General features: G+C 54.3%; 17 protein-coding genes and 2 pseudogenes. 9 read left to right on the top strand and 10 right to left on the bottom strand.

The features are described 5' to 3' along the window. Positions 1–246 (top strand): annotated as a pseudogene (locus CKL79_RS14940) (IS630 family transposase); the annotation flags it as partial. 373 nt (positions 247–619) lie between these two features. On the opposite strand, the gene CKL79_RS14935 reads toward CKL79_RS14940, so the two are convergent. Then, a complete protein-coding gene (locus CKL79_RS14935; protein WP_121970380.1) occupies positions 620–1,819 on the bottom strand; it encodes an argininosuccinate synthase in 1,200 nt (399 codons plus the stop codon). A 216-nt stretch (positions 1,820–2,035) separates the two neighbouring features. On the opposite strand from CKL79_RS14935, the gene CKL79_RS14930 reads away from it, so the two are divergent. Further along, the gene (locus CKL79_RS14930) at positions 2,036–2,983 is read left to right on the top strand and encodes a glycosyltransferase (protein WP_121970386.1); all 948 of its coding nucleotides are present in this window, start codon (positions 2,036–2,038) and stop codon (positions 2,981–2,983) included. Between the two features lie 32 nt (positions 2,984–3,015). Further along, positions 3,016–3,603 (top strand): hypothetical protein, encoded by a 588-nt coding sequence (locus tag CKL79_RS14925; RefSeq protein WP_121970379.1) that lies wholly within the window; start codon positions 3,016–3,018, stop codon positions 3,601–3,603. On the opposite strand, the gene CKL79_RS14920 is transcribed toward CKL79_RS14925, so the two are convergent. Then, positions 3,600–4,364: an SDR family NAD(P)-dependent oxidoreductase gene (locus CKL79_RS14920; protein ID WP_121970378.1), complete on the bottom strand. Its 765-nt coding sequence runs from the start codon at positions 4,362–4,364 to the stop codon at positions 3,600–3,602. The genes CKL79_RS14925 and CKL79_RS14920 overlap by 4 nt on opposite strands. Positions 4,365–4,447: 83 nt before the next feature. Between CKL79_RS14920 and CKL79_RS14915 the strand changes: the two genes are divergently transcribed. Beyond that, complete coding sequence (locus tag CKL79_RS14915) at positions 4,448–4,990, top strand: GNAT family protein (protein ID WP_121970377.1); 543 nt, start codon at positions 4,448–4,450, stop codon at positions 4,988–4,990. Here CKL79_RS14915 and map read toward each other — a convergent pair. Then, positions 4,963–5,712, bottom strand: coding sequence for a type I methionyl aminopeptidase (map, locus tag CKL79_RS14910; protein ID WP_240518877.1), 750 nt, complete (start codon positions 5,710–5,712; stop codon positions 4,963–4,965). The genes CKL79_RS14915 and map overlap by 28 nt on opposite strands. A 163-nt stretch (positions 5,713–5,875) precedes the next feature. On the opposite strand from map, the gene CKL79_RS14905 reads away from it, so the two are divergent. Next, a complete protein-coding gene (locus tag CKL79_RS14905; RefSeq protein ID WP_121970375.1) occupies positions 5,876–6,235 on the top strand; it encodes a hypothetical protein in 360 nt (119 codons plus the stop codon). Between the two features lie 56 nt (positions 6,236–6,291). Here CKL79_RS14905 and CKL79_RS14900 read toward each other — a convergent pair whose 3' ends face one another. Beyond that, positions 6,292–7,077 carry an SDR family oxidoreductase gene (locus tag CKL79_RS14900; protein WP_121970374.1) on the bottom strand — a complete coding sequence of 262 codons (786 nt, stop codon included), beginning with the start codon at positions 7,075–7,077 and terminating at the stop codon, positions 6,292–6,294. 275 nt (positions 7,078–7,352) lie between these two features. Here CKL79_RS14900 and CKL79_RS14895 point away from each other — a divergent pair, with 275 nt between their 5' ends. The 3 genes from CKL79_RS14895 (at position 7,353) to CKL79_RS14885 (ending at position 10,450) form a co-directional block, all read left to right on the top strand. Next, complete coding sequence (locus CKL79_RS14895; RefSeq protein WP_121970373.1) at positions 7,353–7,832, top strand: Hsp20/alpha crystallin family protein; 480 nt, start codon at positions 7,353–7,355, stop codon at positions 7,830–7,832. 215 nt (positions 7,833–8,047) lie between these two features. Beyond that, entirely contained in the window at positions 8,048–9,508 is a 1,461-nt protein-coding gene (locus CKL79_RS14890; RefSeq protein ID WP_121970372.1) for a BCD family MFS transporter, read from the top strand. A gap of 129 nt (positions 9,509–9,637) precedes the next feature. Continuing rightward, positions 9,638–10,450, top strand: coding sequence for an inositol monophosphatase family protein (locus CKL79_RS14885; RefSeq protein WP_121970371.1), 813 nt, complete (start codon positions 9,638–9,640; stop codon positions 10,448–10,450). Positions 10,451–10,453: 3 nt separating this feature from the next. On the opposite strand, the gene CKL79_RS14880 is transcribed toward CKL79_RS14885, so the two are convergent. From CKL79_RS14880 to CKL79_RS14865, 4 genes are all read right to left on the bottom strand, one after another. Then, complete coding sequence (locus CKL79_RS14880) at positions 10,454–11,296, bottom strand: metal ABC transporter permease (RefSeq protein WP_121970370.1); 843 nt, start codon at positions 11,294–11,296, stop codon at positions 10,454–10,456. Between the two features lie 75 nt (positions 11,297–11,371). After that, complete coding sequence (locus tag CKL79_RS14875; protein WP_121970369.1) at positions 11,372–12,136, bottom strand: metal ABC transporter ATP-binding protein; 765 nt, start codon at positions 12,134–12,136, stop codon at positions 11,372–11,374. 52 nt (positions 12,137–12,188) lie between these two features. Then, the gene (locus CKL79_RS14870) at positions 12,189–13,214 is read right to left on the bottom strand and encodes a zinc ABC transporter substrate-binding protein (RefSeq protein WP_121970368.1); all 1,026 of its coding nucleotides are present in this window, start codon (positions 13,212–13,214) and stop codon (positions 12,189–12,191) included. Positions 13,215–13,316: 102 nt separating this feature from the next. Beyond that, positions 13,317–13,901 (bottom strand): hypothetical protein, encoded by a 585-nt coding sequence (locus CKL79_RS14865; protein ID WP_121970367.1) that lies wholly within the window; start codon positions 13,899–13,901, stop codon positions 13,317–13,319. A 252-nt stretch (positions 13,902–14,153) separates the two neighbouring features. Between CKL79_RS14865 and CKL79_RS14860 the strand changes: the two genes are divergently transcribed. Then, the gene (locus CKL79_RS14860) at positions 14,154–14,627 is read left to right on the top strand and encodes an NUDIX hydrolase (protein ID WP_121970366.1); all 474 of its coding nucleotides are present in this window, start codon (positions 14,154–14,156) and stop codon (positions 14,625–14,627) included. A 118-nt stretch (positions 14,628–14,745) separates the two neighbouring features. On the opposite strand, the gene CKL79_RS14855 is transcribed toward CKL79_RS14860, so the two are convergent. Both CKL79_RS14855 and psbV read right to left on the bottom strand, forming a co-directional pair. Next, positions 14,746–15,492 carry a metallophosphoesterase gene (locus CKL79_RS14855; RefSeq protein ID WP_121970365.1) on the bottom strand — a complete coding sequence of 249 codons (747 nt, stop codon included), beginning with the start codon at positions 15,490–15,492 and terminating at the stop codon, positions 14,746–14,748. A 69-nt stretch (positions 15,493–15,561) separates the two neighbouring features. Next, positions 15,562–15,663: pseudogene (gene psbV / locus CKL79_RS14850) on the bottom strand (cytochrome c-550); the annotation flags it as partial. Between the last annotated feature and the right edge of the window lies 1 nt (position 15,664).

Raw genomic sequence — 15,664 nt, 5'->3', positions numbered from 1 at the left:
CGGCGCATTGAGTTTTGCTACACCCCGAAGCATGGCAGTTGGCTGAATGTCGCAGAGAACGAGCTGAGCGCGATGACCCGTCAATGTGTTGACGGTAAACGATTCGAGGATATCGAAACCATCCGCAGCGAAATTGCGGCTTGGTCAACGGATATCAACAACACTCAACGAGGGGTTGACTGGCAAATGAAAGTTGAGGATGCTCGGTGTAAACTGATTTCCATTTATCCTCAAATTAAGCTCTGACGCTCCACTAGGTTAACCTTATTTTTAAGCGGCGTTGCTGGTTCAAAGCGTTGAATGCTGGTTGCCTCAGCCACCGGCTGCTGACATTTAGATATGAGATGAAAGTCGTTTTTTGCGTTCTGTTTTTTGCATTCTCTAGAGAATATTATGCTCGCGGCAGCTCTCGGTCTGAATTAGGGATAGAAATGCCAATGGCGCTATTTTTAGCAAAGGTATTGACAGACTTTTGGCAGCGCCATCGGCAGAACAGTCCAAAGCTATAGCGTTGGTCACTTTGCTGAGGATCATCACACCGGCTGAAAGGCTTGTGTTGCAACGGGAAAAGTGACTCGCGGGACCCGAATGCATCCGGGACCCGCCATAACCGATGGCTTTAGCGAGTTTGCTGCGACCAGACGCGGGTGGGTAGTCCCCAAACGTAAATGAATCCTTCGGCAGCTTTGTGGTCAAATTTGTCGTCGGCGCTGTAGGTGGAGAGTTCGTCTGTATAGAGAGCGTTTTCTGATTTGCGACCGGCGATGATGGCGTTGCCCTTAAACAGCTTGATGCGCACGGTGCCCGAGACGCGGGTCTGCGTTTGGCTGATGAAGGCGTCAAGAGCCGACTTGAGCGGGCTGTACCAGAGGCCGTTGTAGATCATCTGGGCGTAGGTTTGCTCAATGTTGCGCTTGTACTGGGTGACATCGCCTGTGAGGGTGAGGCTTTCTAAATCGCGGTGCGCGGCGATCAATACCAGCAGGGCAGGCGCTTCATAAATCTCGCGTGACTTAATGCCGACTAAGCGGTTTTCGATCATGTCAATGCGGCCTACGCCGTGACGACCGGCGATCTCGTTGAGCTGGGTGACCAGCGCCACCGGGGAGAGGGCGTCGCCATTGAGACTGACGGGTCGGCCTTGCTCAAAGCCAATTTCGACGTATTCGGGTTCGTCTGGGGCGAGCGCTAGCCCTTGAGTCATGATAAACACTTCTTCCTGAGGCTCTATCCAGGGATCTTCTAATGGCCCCGCTTCAACGGAGCGGCCTAGCAGGTTGCGGTCAATGCTGTAGGGCGAAGACTTTTTGACCGGAAAAGTCAGGCCAAATTTTTCGCCGTAGGCCATCGCTTCTTCGCGGCTCATGCCCCATTCACGGGCGGGGGCAAGTACTTTCAAGTCGGGGTTGAGAGCAGCGATCGCCACATCGAACCGCACCTGATCATTACCCTTGCCAGTACAGCCATGAGCTACAGCATCTGCGCCGTATTCTTCAGCCGTGTCAACCAGTAGCTTGGCGATGAGAGGGCGAGCTAGCGCAGTAGAGAGCGGATAGCGGTTTTCGTAGAGGGCATTGGCTTGAATGGCCGGAAAAGCGTAGTCGGTGATGAAGGGTTCAGTCACATCGGTCACGACGGATTCGGATGCACCGCACTTGAGCGCTTTTTGGCGAATGGGCTCTAGTTCGTCACCTTGGCCCAAGTCGGCAGCTAGAGTAATGACTTCCTTAACGCCGTATTTTTCTTTGAGATAAGGAATGCAGACGGTGGTATCGACACCGCCCGAATATGCCAAAACGACTTTATCTGCAGGGCCCATAGCTGTTTTTATCCATGTTTGAGGTGATCCGCTTCATATTATTGCAGGGTGGGGGAGTCGGGAGAAGGATTAGGGAGAGGAGAGGAAGGGGAAAGGGGGAAGGGAGAAAGGGGTGAGCTACTGGCCTGATATGAAATTGAGCTGCTTCGCTGATAGCTGAGGGATGAAATAGAATGTGAGGAAATGAAAACATCGAGGCCCATGGTTTTTAGCTCTATGTTCTTTAGCGTTGTCATCCCTACTTACAATCGTCAGCCGATTTTGGAAAAGTGCCTGCGGGCGATGGAAAATCAGGTGCTGCGCCCCAATGGGCAAGTAGAAGGCTATGAGATTGTGCTGGTGGACGATGGCTCGACCGATGGTACGGTGGCCTGGCTGCAGGAGCAGGCGGCTGAGCTGCCGCATGTGAAGCTATATGAGCAAGACCATGAGGGGGCGGCGATCGCTCGCAATTTCGGCGTCAAGCAGGCTGAGGGCGATACGATTATCTTCATTGATAGCGATCTGGTCGTTTTAGACGGCTTTTTGCAGCACCATGCCGATGCGCTGACCCAAGCCTATGAGCAGGGCAATGAGCGCGTGTTTACCTATGGGCGGGTGGTGAATACCTGTAATTTTGACGCGCCGACTTCTGAGCCATTTAAGGTGACGGACTATTCGCGGGCCTTTTTTGCGACGGGGAATGTGGCGATCGCCAAGCGTTGGCTACTGGAGGCGGGTTTATTTGATCCGCAGTTTACTCAGTATGGTTGGGAAGATCTGGAGCTAGGCGTGCGGCTAAAAAACAATGGGCTCTCGCTGATCAAGAGCCCTGAAGCGGTAGGCTATCACTGGCATCCGGCCTTCTCAGTCGAAGAACTGCCCGAGCTCATTGATAAAGAAATTCAGCGGGCGCGGATGGGCGTTGTCTTCTACCAGAAGCATCCGACGCTGGACGTGCGGCTGATGATCCAGATGACCTGGCTGCACCGGCTGCTGTGGGGTTCACTGTCGCTGGGCGGGCTGCTCAATGAGCGATCGCTGGGGCCAACGCTCCGCTGGCTGATTGACCGGGGCTACCCGCAGCTCTCACAAGAACTCTCGCGAGTGTTCTTAAACTGGTATAACGTCAACGCAGTGTATGCGGCTTATCGCGACCTGCCCAAGTCGGCAACGCGAGGATAAGCCGGGCCCTAACAGCAGGAGGTCTACAGAACATGGCTGACGACGCAGTGCGGCTCTTTCGCATGCTAATAGAGGCTGGGGCCACGCCGGGTAAAGACTTTTCCTACGATTTGGGGACGGCTTCGGCGCAGATTAGCGATCGCGCCTTTGAAAAACTCAAAGCGGCTTTTCCTGAAGTTGACTGGGCCAGCATCTGTCAGCAAATAGAGCTAGACCCCGCTGTACCGGCTGAATATCTCGATGCCTATTTGGGCACTCACTTTGTCGAGCAGATGCTCACTCGCCTTGAGCAGCGCTTAGATCACTTAGCCGACGGGCAGGCTGCCTGGTATTTACAGCAGGTGCTGGGCGGCGTTGAGCAGCGCACGCAGGTCTCACTGTACGTACTTTTGCAGCGGCGGCTATCGCTCACGAAGCAGGCCCGGCTAGAGACGCTACTCCGGCAGCCCGGCGATCCCTGCTACCTGTGGATGATCGATCTGGTAGAGGCAGCCGGCGGCAGTTCTGCTGACGTTGAGATCCAAGATGGCGAAGCTATGCTCACGCAACCGGGCCTGACGCTGCTAATGACCGTATGGACGGGCGAGTATGACCTGCTAGAGGAAGATATCGAGCATTAGCCACCGCTGCCAGCGCCGGTATCGTCTGCTGCCGGCTGGACGATCAGCGCTGAGCCATGAAGCATATCGCTGTGACAGATCAAGTAAATGACCGCCTCGGCGATGTCTGCAAAAGGAGCCACTGACGAACCACCTGGGCCATAGAGAACGGGCTCTACCAGCAGACCCAGGGCGACTGGCGCTGAGCTAGCAGGACTCACTGGCGCCGCCCGGCTGGCCCAGATCAGATTAGCCGTGACGGTATTGGCAGAAACCTGCTGAGCGATCGCCCCTGTCATCGCCAGTACACCCCCCTGACAGATCGCCGCAACCGAACCCGCCTCAGGCGACGGCCCAACCAAATTGATAATCGTGCCTTGCCCTGACTGCTGCAAAAACGGCAGCGCGTACTGACAGCAAAAAAAAGTGCTCTTGAGCGTCGTTTCAACGATCCGCTCCCAAGCAGTTTCTGAGACTTCTAATAAGGGGCCATCGGCGACATGGCGACTGCTAGCATGGTTAAACAAAATATCTAAACGGCCATAGGTGGCGATCGTCTCATTGATAGCCGCCTGCACATCGCTGACAATGGCCGTATCGGCCAAGACAAAACTAGCCCGCCCCCCCTCATTTTGAATCTGAACGACCGTAGCGCGGCCCTGAGTGGCATTGCGACCGCAGATCATCACTTTGGCCCCTTCTCTAGCGAGCTGCTGAGCCGTACTTGCACAAATGCCTGGGCTGCTACTAGTAACCAGGGCTACTTTTTGTTCTAGACGCATAGCCACTTCATTAGCGCTGGTTGTGGTTTTTCTTTTAAGTGAGAATATACCACCAAGTTCATTCACACCTACTTCATCTGTCTATGTCTACTCACCGTATCGAGCTGCGGCCCACTCGCCCGACAGATCTGACCTGGGTGCTCGCTGCTGAACAGTATTTTGAGAATGCGCCCTATGTCGGCCAGTGGTCACGGGCACAGCATGAAGGGGCGATCGCCGCTACAGACGAAGCCCACTTCGTCGCAGAGCAAAACCATGAGCCGGTCGGCTACGTGATTTTGACCGGATTGGAGAACCCTCACCTGACGATAAATCTGCAGCGGATTGTCGTTGTCAAAAAAGGGAACGGCTACGGCAGGCAGATCTTGCAATGGGTGAAAGCGTTTGCGTTTGATACGCTGGGCTATCACCGCCTCTGGCTTGACGTAATCAGCAGCAACCAGCGGGCCCAGTCTCTGTACAAACGCGAGGGCTTCGTCGTCGAAGGCATTCTGCGAGACAGTTGGAAAACCGCTTCAGGCTACGAAGATATGCTGATCATGTCGATGCTAGCGCCAGAGTATCGGGCCGCTCCTCAGATGACAGGTCAAGCGACGGATCAGGCGACGACGGCTGTAGGTAAATAAGTCAGCACTTCTACACCCGCTTTGGTCACCGCCAGGGTGTGCTCAAACTGGGCAGAGAGCTTCCGATCTTTGGTCACCGCCGTCCACTGGTCAGCGAGTAGCTCTACGTCATAAGTGCCCTCATTCAGCATCGGTTCGATGGTAAAGACCATACCAGGGCGAATTTTTTTGCCCTTACCACGAACGCCATAGTGAGGAATCTGCGGCTCAGCGTGAAAAATTCGGTGAACGCCGTGACCGACAAAATCACGCACGACTGAGAAGCCTTCTGCTTCGGCATATTCTTGAATAGCCGCGCCAATATCGCCAATGCGCCCGCCCACTTTGACCGCTTCAATACCTTTCCACATGGCCTTTTGGGTCACTTCGACCAGCCGGCGCGCCTGCGGAGAGACCTCACCCACTAAAAAGGTACGAGAACTGTCGCCGTGATAACTGTTGAGCAAGGGGGTTACATCTATATTGACGATGTCACCGCTTTGCAAAATGTCTTTTTTGTTGGGAATGCCGTGGCACACCACTTCATTAATACTGGTACAGATAGATTTGGGAAAGTCAATCGCCCCTTTCGGGCCGGGGTAACCCAACGGCGCACTGATGGCCCCGTGCTGCTGGGTCCATTCTTCGGCAGCGTCGTTGAGTTCTAGCGTGCTGATACCTGGCTGAACCATCGGAGTCAGGTAGTCTAGCAGCTCAGATGACAGCCGACAGGCCGGACGCATCGCCTCAATTTCTCGTTTGGAGAGGAGGGTAATGCCTTTGAAGGGTGCATCGGATCGATCTTTCACAGGGCAGCTGGGTGCGTTACAAAATATCTTCTTACTCTAGCGTTATTACTCCTCAATAAGGTGACTAGACCCATTTTAGATTGGGTAGGCTGGGGGTATGCTGGTCGCAGATCTACGGGGGCTACCCGCAATGAAGTTTTGGCTGGTATGTTTTGGGTTGCTATTTATGGGGGCGGAGCTATGGCAGTGGCTGGCTGAGCTAGGCAGCAAACAGCCTTCGGGCGCGGTGCTGATTTTAGGCGGCATAGGGCTAGCGGCAGTGAGCAATGCCGCCCACTTGCCTAAACTAAAGGGCGCTGAGGACGATTCCGCTAGCCACTTATCCAGTACTATCCCCGCAGCCGATGCTTCAGCGGATCAGCCGACCGCTAGACAGCCCAAGCCAGACCCGGCGCTGAACGAGGCACAATCGGAGCGAGGGTCAATTTCCTTCAAGGTGCGATTTCCCTTCAGATAGCCAGCAATTTAGATAGCTAGTAATTAGCCAGCCAGTGATTAGACAGCCAGTGACTACTAGGATGACATAAACTGCTTGACGCCTTTGCGCAAAAGTCCTCGGGGGACGAGCCGGGTAGAGAAGGTAAGCAGCTGATTGGAGAGGCCGTAAACGGCGACGGTTTGGCCCTTTTGCAGAGCGGTATAGCCAAACTCGGCAACTTCGGCGGCGGTGGGCAACTTGTCTGATGAGACATTACTAATCATGGCCATTTTGTCCATGTTGGCGGTGCCAATAAAGTCGGACTGGGTGGGGCCGGGGCAAAGGATGCTGACGCCGATACCGGCTTCTTCGGTTTCGGCAGCGATCGCCTCCCCAAAAGACAATACATACGCCTTAGTCGCAAAATAGACTGCCATCATCGGCCCCGGCTGAAAAGCCGCTGTAGAAGACGTATAGAGCAATTGACCGCTGCCTCGCGCGATCATCGCGGGTAAAAATAACCGGGTGAGATGGGTTAGCGCCAATATATTGAGCAAAATCATGCCCTGGATCTTGTCCCATTCGCTGCTGGCAAATTCGCCATAGTCGCCATAGCCTGCATTATTAACCAGTACATCGACGCTGAGGTTTTGCTGCTGCACCTGATCAAAGAGCTGCTGCGGAGCGTCTTTTTCGGTGAGGTCATGGCTCAGAACCACCGCATTGACGCCGTACTTTTGAGACAGCTCATCTCGTAGCGTTAGCAGCTTATCTTCACTGCGCGCTACCAAAATTAGATCGTGCTGCTCGCGGGCAAACACTTTGGCCAGCTCTAAGCCGATACCGCTGGATGCGCCTGTGATTAATGCTGTTTTGCTCATGGTGGCTATGTTGAATCGACTCTCTATTATGTTTTGCTTGCGGCTTTGCTGAACTCTCTCTTTTGACGCTCTTTTGACTCGCCTAATCACCGGTCTCTCACTGCCCTGTCTACCTTTTGACTGCCTTTTGAGCAGGGTTAATTGCCCTACCGACCGAACCTGACCGAACGCGAACCGAATATCGGCATCCTCTACCGGTAAGTAGGGTTTGCGGCACTCAGCGATCGCCTTACCCCCCTGGCACTATAGATACATAGGATTTCGGAGACATTTATATGATTGTTCGATACTGGCAACCTTTTCAAGAGATGAATACTGTAAAGCGACAGCTCGACCAGCTATTTGATGACTTTGCTGGCGTTGAGACAGCCAAGGCGACCTGGACGCCTGCTGCCACTTTAGTTGAAAGTGAAGATGCCCTGACTTTGCACGTTCAGCTACCGGGAGTCAAGGTCGATGACATTGATATCCAAGCTAGCCGAGAAGTCGTTGCAATTTCAGGCGATCGCACAGCCCCTCAATTAGCCGAAGGTGAGACCCTACGCCGCAATGAGTTCCGCTATGGTGCTTTCCGCCGCGTCGTTTCCTTGCCCGTAGCTATCGATCCTAAGCAGGTCACTGCCGACTATGAAGCTGGCATCTTGGTGCTCACGCTGCCCAAGGCCGAAGATGAGCGCAACAAAGTGGTGAAAGTCAGTGTAGCCGCTGCTAAGCCAGCCATTTCGGAAGCTACTGAAGAGACTGCTGCTCAGTAGTTCTCACGAATTACATCAATCTAGATTGCCTGCTGGGAGACGGGCATTCTAAATCAAGACTTCTAGACAGAGATCTTGAAAGACAACTAGGTACAGACCGGCGGGTGATCGAGTGCGATCGCCCGTTTTTTTTTGCGTTGATACCGGTGCTGGGTGGCAGTGGCTAGGATCTCTTATGCTGATAGAGACAGATTTTACTAGAAGCGAACAGAACGATGGCGAGCAGCGATCTCCCGGTAATCAGCGCCTCCGATAAACCTCAGCAGATTCCCCAAATCGGGCTGTTGACGATGCTGCGGCTGGGGATTTTTAACATGGGCCTGGGAATCATGTCGCTGCTGACGCTGGGCGTGCTCAATCGACTGATGATTGACGAGCTGCGGGTACCGGCGCTGGTAGCGGCTGGGACGATCGCCGTGCATCAGTTTATGGCTCCGGCTCGCGTCTGGTTTGGCCAAATGTCCGACGCCAAACCGCTGCTGGGTCACCATCGCAGTGGCTATATCTGGCTGGGCATTGCCGGTATGTGGGCAACGGCCTTTGGCGCAGTGCAGGTGATGTGGCGGCTGGGCGAGCAGATTGATCGGGCGGGTTGGGGCGTGGGTGCCTATCCGTGGGTGGCGCTGCTGGCGATTATGTTTGCCCTGTATGGGTTGGCGCTGTCGGCCACGTCTACGCCTTTTACGGCGCTGCTGGTCGATGTCTCAGATGAGAAGACTCAGTCGAAAATTGTCGGCATTGGCTGGTCGATGCTGATGGTAGGCATCGTGGCTGGGGTGATCATCATCAGCGTGGTACTAGGATCGGTGGAAGCTGCCGCTTCGGTCGCAGAGCTGCGTGGCCCGATTAACCGGCTGTTTATTATTGCCCCGGCAATTGTCTGTGCGATCGCCCTGGTAAGCACAGTAGGCATAGAGAAGCGCTATTCGCGGTTAGAGGCGCGATCGCTCGCCAGCGGCAGAGAAGACAGTATCACTCTGAAGCAGGCGCTCAAAGTCCTCACCGCTAGCCGCCAAACGGGATTATTTTTCTGCTTTTTACTGGTGCTGAGCCTGAGCCTGTTTGCTCAAGACACGGTACTAGAGCCCTACGGTAGCCAGATTTTTGGCATGGCGATCAAAGACACGACGGCGCTTAACGGCTTTTTCGGGATCGGCACGCTAGCGGGCATTGTCTGTACGAGCTTTGTGCTGGTGCCGTTACTAGGAAAGAAACGCGCAGTGAAGCTCGGCTGTCTGGCGGCGGCGGTCTGTTTAGTATTGCTGGCAGCGGCGGGGACGACGGCGAACCCGGTCGTACTGCAGGGGGCGGTGGCTTTGTTTGGGTTGGCAGCCGGGGTGCTGACCACCGGGTCGATTATTCTCATGCTGGATTTGACAATTGCGGAGACGGCTGGCACGTTTATTGGCGCTTGGGGGCTGGCGCAGGCGATCGCTCGGGGCACCGCTTCTGTCTTGGGCGGCGGTTTGCTGACTGTGGGTAAAAGCCTGACCGGGGCAGCGGCAGTAGCGGAACCCACGGCAGATCAACTGCTACCGGCCTATGCGCTGGTGTTTATCATGCAGGCGGTTGGGATGCTGGTGGCGATCGCGCTAGTCAGCCGGGTGGATATTCATGAGTTTCAGCTCGATGCTAAGCAGGCGATGACGGCTGCTCTAGGCAATGACTTAGACTAGCCCGGACAGATACCCGGACAGATAACGGGTCTGCTCAATGGTTATCGGCTAGCCGCACGCGGTATTGAATTGATCTATATTGAGTCCTTCCGGTTTAAGCCTAGACTCACCCCTTGATGTAAAAAACTGATGACAACCACCGATTTCTGGGCTAAGGTCACTGACTTTACCCAAACCACGACTCATGAGGTCGGGGCACACTTGCTGAAAGGCTTTGGCAGCGCGACGGCTGAAGCAAAAGCCGATGGCAGTCTGGTCACCCAATACGACAAGTGGGCCGATGCTGAGCTGAGCGATCGCATTGCTAAAGCCTTTCCTAACCACGGTGTTTTGAGTGAAGAAGCTGCCCATATCTTTCCGGCGACCGACTGGTGCTGGGTGATCGATCCCATCGATGGCACGACCAACTTCACGCGAGGCGTGCCGCTGTGGGGCATTTCGCTGGGTCTGCTGTATCGGGGCACGCCCGTCTTTGGCCATGTCTATATGGCTCCCATTCATCAGCATTTCTATGGATTTTGGCCCGGTGAGTCGGGGTTAGACATGCCGACGGGCGCGTTTGTCAACGGCGAGGCCATTCATACGTCTACCGCTGACCCATCGGGATCGCATTTATTTAGCTTGTGCGCTCGCAGCACCAGGGTATTGCAGCGCCCCTTTCCCTGCAAAATTCGCATGTTGGGGATAGCGACGTACAATTTGCTGACAGTCGCATCGGGGGTGAGCCTGGGCGCGGTAGAGGCAACGCCAAAGATCTGGGATATTGCGGCGGTGTGGGCGATCGCGCAAGCAGCGGGGGCCGGGTGGGTCGCGCTAGACGGCGAGCATTCCTTCCCGCTGATTAAAGAAAAAGATTACAGCAGTCACCCGTTTCCTACGCTGGTGACCCGACCGGATCTGATCGAGAAGTTTGAGCCGCTAGTGAGGGTCATACTGCCCTAAAAGTCAGGTGGCTCGCTGGGTGAACTGTCTGATTTGAGGCAGGGCGATCGCCCCCAAAAACAAGACAAACTGAGCAACGACAATGCTCGGCCCCGAAGGCAGATTAAATAGCGCCGATAGAAACATGCCAACAGCGGCGCTAAAGGCCCCAATCCCGGCAGAAAGCAGCACATAGCCAGTGAAATTTCGGCTGAGTGACCTGGCAGTACAGGCCGGTATCACTACAAACGCACCGACCAGCAGCACGCCAATCGCTTTGATCGAAGTGGCGACCACCAGCGAGAGCAGCATCATAAAGGCAGTGCGATGAGCTGAGACATTGACGCCCCGTGCGATCGCCAGCGGTTCGTGCAAAGTCAGCAGCATCTGGGTACGCAACGTCAGGCCAATAAATAGAACGCACCCGACTAGCAGCAAACCGCTGACGACCAGATCGCTCGTTTGCAGCGCCAAGATATCGCCAAACAGCAGATTGTTCAGATTGCCCTGGTAAACCCCTTCCAGGCTGAGCACGATCACAGAAATCGCCAGCGAGGAAGAATAGATCAAATTGAGCAGGGCATCTGTCCAGAGGTCGGTTTTTTCGAGCAGGTAAGTAACGCCGACGGCAAACAGCAGCGCGAAGGGAATCACCACAATAGAAGGACTAATGCCAACGGCAATACCCAAACTGATGCCGAGCATCGTGGAGTGGCCCAGCGCATCGCTAAAAAATGAAAGCTGACGGACGACAGTAAAGCTGCCGAGCAGTCCGCCCGTCAGCCCAGTTAAGAGGCCACCGATCAGCGCGCGCTGCATGAAGGGAAATTGAAAAAGTTCAAAGGCGCGGGTGAGGTCGGAGAGCATAGGAAAGTGTGAAGTATGAGCGATGAACGATGAATAGGGGTGCCTCACTCATCGTTCATCGTTCACACTTCATCGTTAATGAACATGGCGGTAGCGAACGAATTCTGAGCCGTAGGTGGCGGAGAGATTTTCGGGGGCGAGGGTGGTTTCGGGAACGCCCTGACAAAGCAGGCGACGGTTAAGGCAGATGACGCGATCGCAGTGCCGTCTCACCATATCCAGGTCATGAGAAATTTGGAGAATGGTCCAGCCTTGCTCGGCTTTGAGTTCGTAGAGTAGCCGGTAGAAGTCGGCTTCGCCGCGTACGTCGAGGCCAGCGGGGGCTTCGTCTAGGATGAGGAGTTGGCGCGATCGCACCAGGCAATAGGCCAGCAGCACGCGCTTAGTTTCGCCGCCTGAAAGATCGCTGATAAATTTACGGGCGAGATGACCAGCATTGACCCGTTCTAGAGACTGACTGACGGCTAACCGGCGCGATTTGGCTTTGGCCCAGGGCAGTTGCAGCCCGAGCTTGTCCCAGCCGAGGGCGACCAGTTCACCCACCGTCAGCGGAATCCGCCGATCTATCAAAAAGTTTTGCGGTAGATAGGCAACCTGGTGGCGAACCGCCGACGGCATCTGCTGGCGAGCGTCAAGCGCATAGCCCAGCAGCTTTACCGTGCCAGTTTCTCGGGGCAAAATACCTAAAATGGCTTGAACCAAAGTACTTTTACCGGCTCCATTGGGGCCGATAATCGCTACGTCAGTACCGGCTTCCAGGTTAAAAGAGATATCTTGCAGTGCGGCCTGCTGTCCCCGGCGCACTGTCAGCTGATCAATGGCTAATACTTCATTCATCAACGTTTCTTTTGCTTGTGTGAGTCTCGTCAATGCGCGCTGAATTTACCCGGTTTTACGGGGCCGCTTTGCCAAAGGCGGCTTCCAAATTGTCCAGATTTTTCCCCATCGTTGTCAGGTAATAGCCAGCGGTAAGACCTTCGGGGCCGCTGGTCTCCATCGGATCGAAGATGCTGACCTGCACGCCCAGATCTCCTGAGAGCGCCTCAAAAGGGCTACCCTGCTCTTGAGGTTCGCTAAGCAGCGTCTTTAAGTTTGACGCCTGGACTGCTTCGATGACGCGCTGCACATCGGCAGGGGCGGCGTTATCTTCTGGCACGCTGACCAAATGCTCAACTTTGAGGTTGTAGCTTTGGGCCAGGTGATTAGCGAAGTCGTGGTAGGTGACAAAGGTTTGATCGGCGTAGGGGGCGAGGGCGGTCGTGAATGATTGGTCGAGCGCTTGCAGTTGGGCAATGTAGGCGGCGGCGTTGGCGGTGTAGGTGTCTTTACCTGCTGGGTCGGCGGCAATGAGCCCGTCTCGGATATTTTCTACCTGCTGGATGGCTTTTTTAGGGTCTAGCCAGATGTGAGGATCAAATTCACCGTGCTCATGGCCCTCTTCGTCTTCGCCTTCGTGCCCATCTTCGTGCCCATCTTCGTGCTCCGCCTCGCCAGCAGCAAGCGTTGGAATGCCTTCGCTAGAGTCAATGACGGTCAAATCAGGGCTGGCGGCATTGGCGATCAGGTCTTCTAAAAAGCCTTCTAACTCCAGGCCGTTTTCTACTAAGACATCGGCTGCGGCCAGGCGCTGGGCGTCTTGAGGTTTGGCCTGGTAGTCATGCGGACCAACGGTGGTAGGCAATAGCTGCGTGACCTGAGCGCGATCGCCAGCAACCGCTTGAGTAAAGTCAGTAATCGGGAGAAAAGTCGTCACGATTTGCAGTGGCTCGTCTGACTGGGCCGTTTCTAAGCGACTAGATTCAGAGGTCGCCGCACAGCTTGAGAGTGCAAGAGCGATCGCCGCTGCAAAACCCGTCGTCAGACCCACTGGCCGATAGCAGGCCAACCATTGAGTACCTTTAGGCAAAGGAAAACGCATATGTTCAAGCGGCGCTCAGAGCAACCTATAACAATGACCTCACTCAAAATAGCATAGAATGATAATCATTATCATATTCAAAATTGACTGCTGCTGTAACGACTAAAAATCTGTAGAGATCTCTGAGCAAGGCGCTTCACTCACAGCCATTCGGCCCATGTCTAAGCGGTCAGTCTCAATCGTCCAGGCTTCTTCACGGCTGCGGGTTACATCTGCAATATGAGTGGTCACTTGAACAACTGCCTGCTTGCTCAAAAGCTCACCTGTGAAAGTCTGCTGGTATGTGGTCTCTCCCTGAGACGGATGAATCAGCGTACCCACACTTTCACCACTGAACTGCTGATTTTCACCCAGGTTCAAACGAATGCTCAGCCAGCTGCCATCCGCCTCTTCGTGAAAGCAGTACTGACCCGGAACCAGTTGCGCATCGGTAGGGCTGCTCACACTGACTGGTTCATTAGTTGACTGGCCCTTGGTTTGCTCTAAAATATAGCCGCTCATGCTGGGCAAATTGGCCCGACCTTCTGCCGAAGCCGTTGCTTTGTTGCTAGAAGCGGGATCGGATTGTTCTATGACTGCGTCGGGGCTTGATTGACAGCCTGATAGCGTGACGGCAGTAAAAAATATGACCCCAGTGCTGAGGCATTGAATAAGCCCTGAAAGGAAAATTTTGGGTTGAATGCCCATGTCAGTACGTAGCCTCTTAAACCGCAGGTATGCGCTGTGCTGGCCGCAGCCTCGCATCGCCTTGTAGCGGCAATCAAAGTCTAAGTGATCTGTGTCAATATTAGCTTTGACCCATAGGCGTAAACCTTAAAAGAAGGGTAACTACTCAGGCTTAATAAAATCGGGCTTAATAAAATCCTCCAGATCGTTGGCGATCGCAGTCGAATAAAGCATAATCGTTTGGTCGCTGCTGCTCTCGAACTGCCCTTATTTATGCTGAAGAAATTTCATCCTCTTCACAGGCTGCGCCCGGTGCGTACTCTGCTAGGGCTGCTGCTGCGCCGACCAATTGTTGGTGCCAGCGTCATTCCTCTATTGCCCGACGGTCGGATAGTGCTGATTCGTCGGCGCGACAGCGGTTTGTGGGGATTGCCCGGCGGCATTGTCGATTGGGATGAAGACATTGCTACCGCTGCCAAAAGAGAGCTAGCAGAAGAGACCGGACTACAGCTCACAGCTGTTGGCAGGTTAGTTGGGGTTTACTCTGGCGCTAGCCGAGACCCGCGCTTTCACTCCGTTTGCATAGCGCTAGAAGCGCGAGTAGAAGGGAGCTTTCAAATATTCGATCAGGCCGAGGTCTTAGAAGTGAAGGCTTTTCATATTTACGAGCTACCTACCGCCGGGTTAGCTCACGACCACGCCCAGCAGCTAGAAGATTACTTTGCGGGGAAGACTGTCTTGGCTTGAGCGAACTGATGACAGTTCAAAGCAGATTTTGTGGGGGAGGAGACAGGCTTTGGGAGACAGTATTCAGTAAACAGTATCCAGAAATCGCTCTCCTGTCTCCTCCCCCATCCCACAGCAGCTAGCGCGCAGAAAACTGATGCTTAGCCTTTATATCGGCAGGGTTTACCTGGGCGGCGGCTTTTTCTAAGGTGGTCAGGCGCTTGGCCCGGGTAAGGGTATTGATCTGGAAAACCAGGTCGTGATCGATATCGAGGGCAGTGAGCCAACCGCTTTTGGGATGATAGGCTCCGGTATCAATGTCTAGCCAGCCAGGCCCCTGAGCGATTTGGCCCGGCAGGACGCCTGGTAGCGTAAAAGTAATGGTATGCCCCGTGATAATCCGCTTGCTTGCAAAGATGGGCTGAGGGTGGCTGTGAAAGACTTCTCGAATCCAGCAGAGATCCATTGGGGTTTGCTGGTCTAGAGTCTTTTGCGGGTTTAGGCCAGCGTGAACCAACAAAACATCTCCCAGATCCAGGTAAAGGGGTAGGGTCTTGAGCCATTCAACATGCTCTAGCAAGGCTTCAGTATCGGGATAGCTTGTGAGCGTAGTTTGACCGCCGCTGTGCAGCCAACCCTGAAATGCGGCCATGTCGGAGCGTCCATCGGGAAAGGCATTGAGCAGCAGATGCTCGTGGTTACCTAAGACGCAGGGATAGTTGTTTTGCCGGACGAATTCTACGACTTGGGCGCTTTTAGGTCCGCGATCAATCAGGTCACCGACGAAGTGCAAGGTATCTTCTGCAGTAAGCGCAATCATGGCCAGTAGCTGCATTAGCCCGTCATAGTGGCCGTGGACATCTCCTATAAATATGCGGCGACTCATGCAGCTACGGGGGGCGGGTAATGTAGTCTATTATGCCTAATTATCTACCCGTCCCACCATAGCGCCGCCCTACTGTTCACCAGCGATCGCTAGCTGAGTCAAAATATAGCCCGCGATCGCCCTCAAATCTTCAGCGGTTAAATTTCGCATTCTAGGAAAGAAATTGGCTTGA

Origin of the sequence: Leptolyngbya sp. BC1307 (assembly GCF_002286735.1) — a bacterium.
Classification (GTDB): Bacteria; Cyanobacteriota; Cyanobacteriia; order Phormidesmidales; family Phormidesmidaceae; genus Phormidesmis.
Note: the sequence above shows the minus strand (reverse complement) of the source record. Positions and strands in the feature narration are given on the sequence as shown.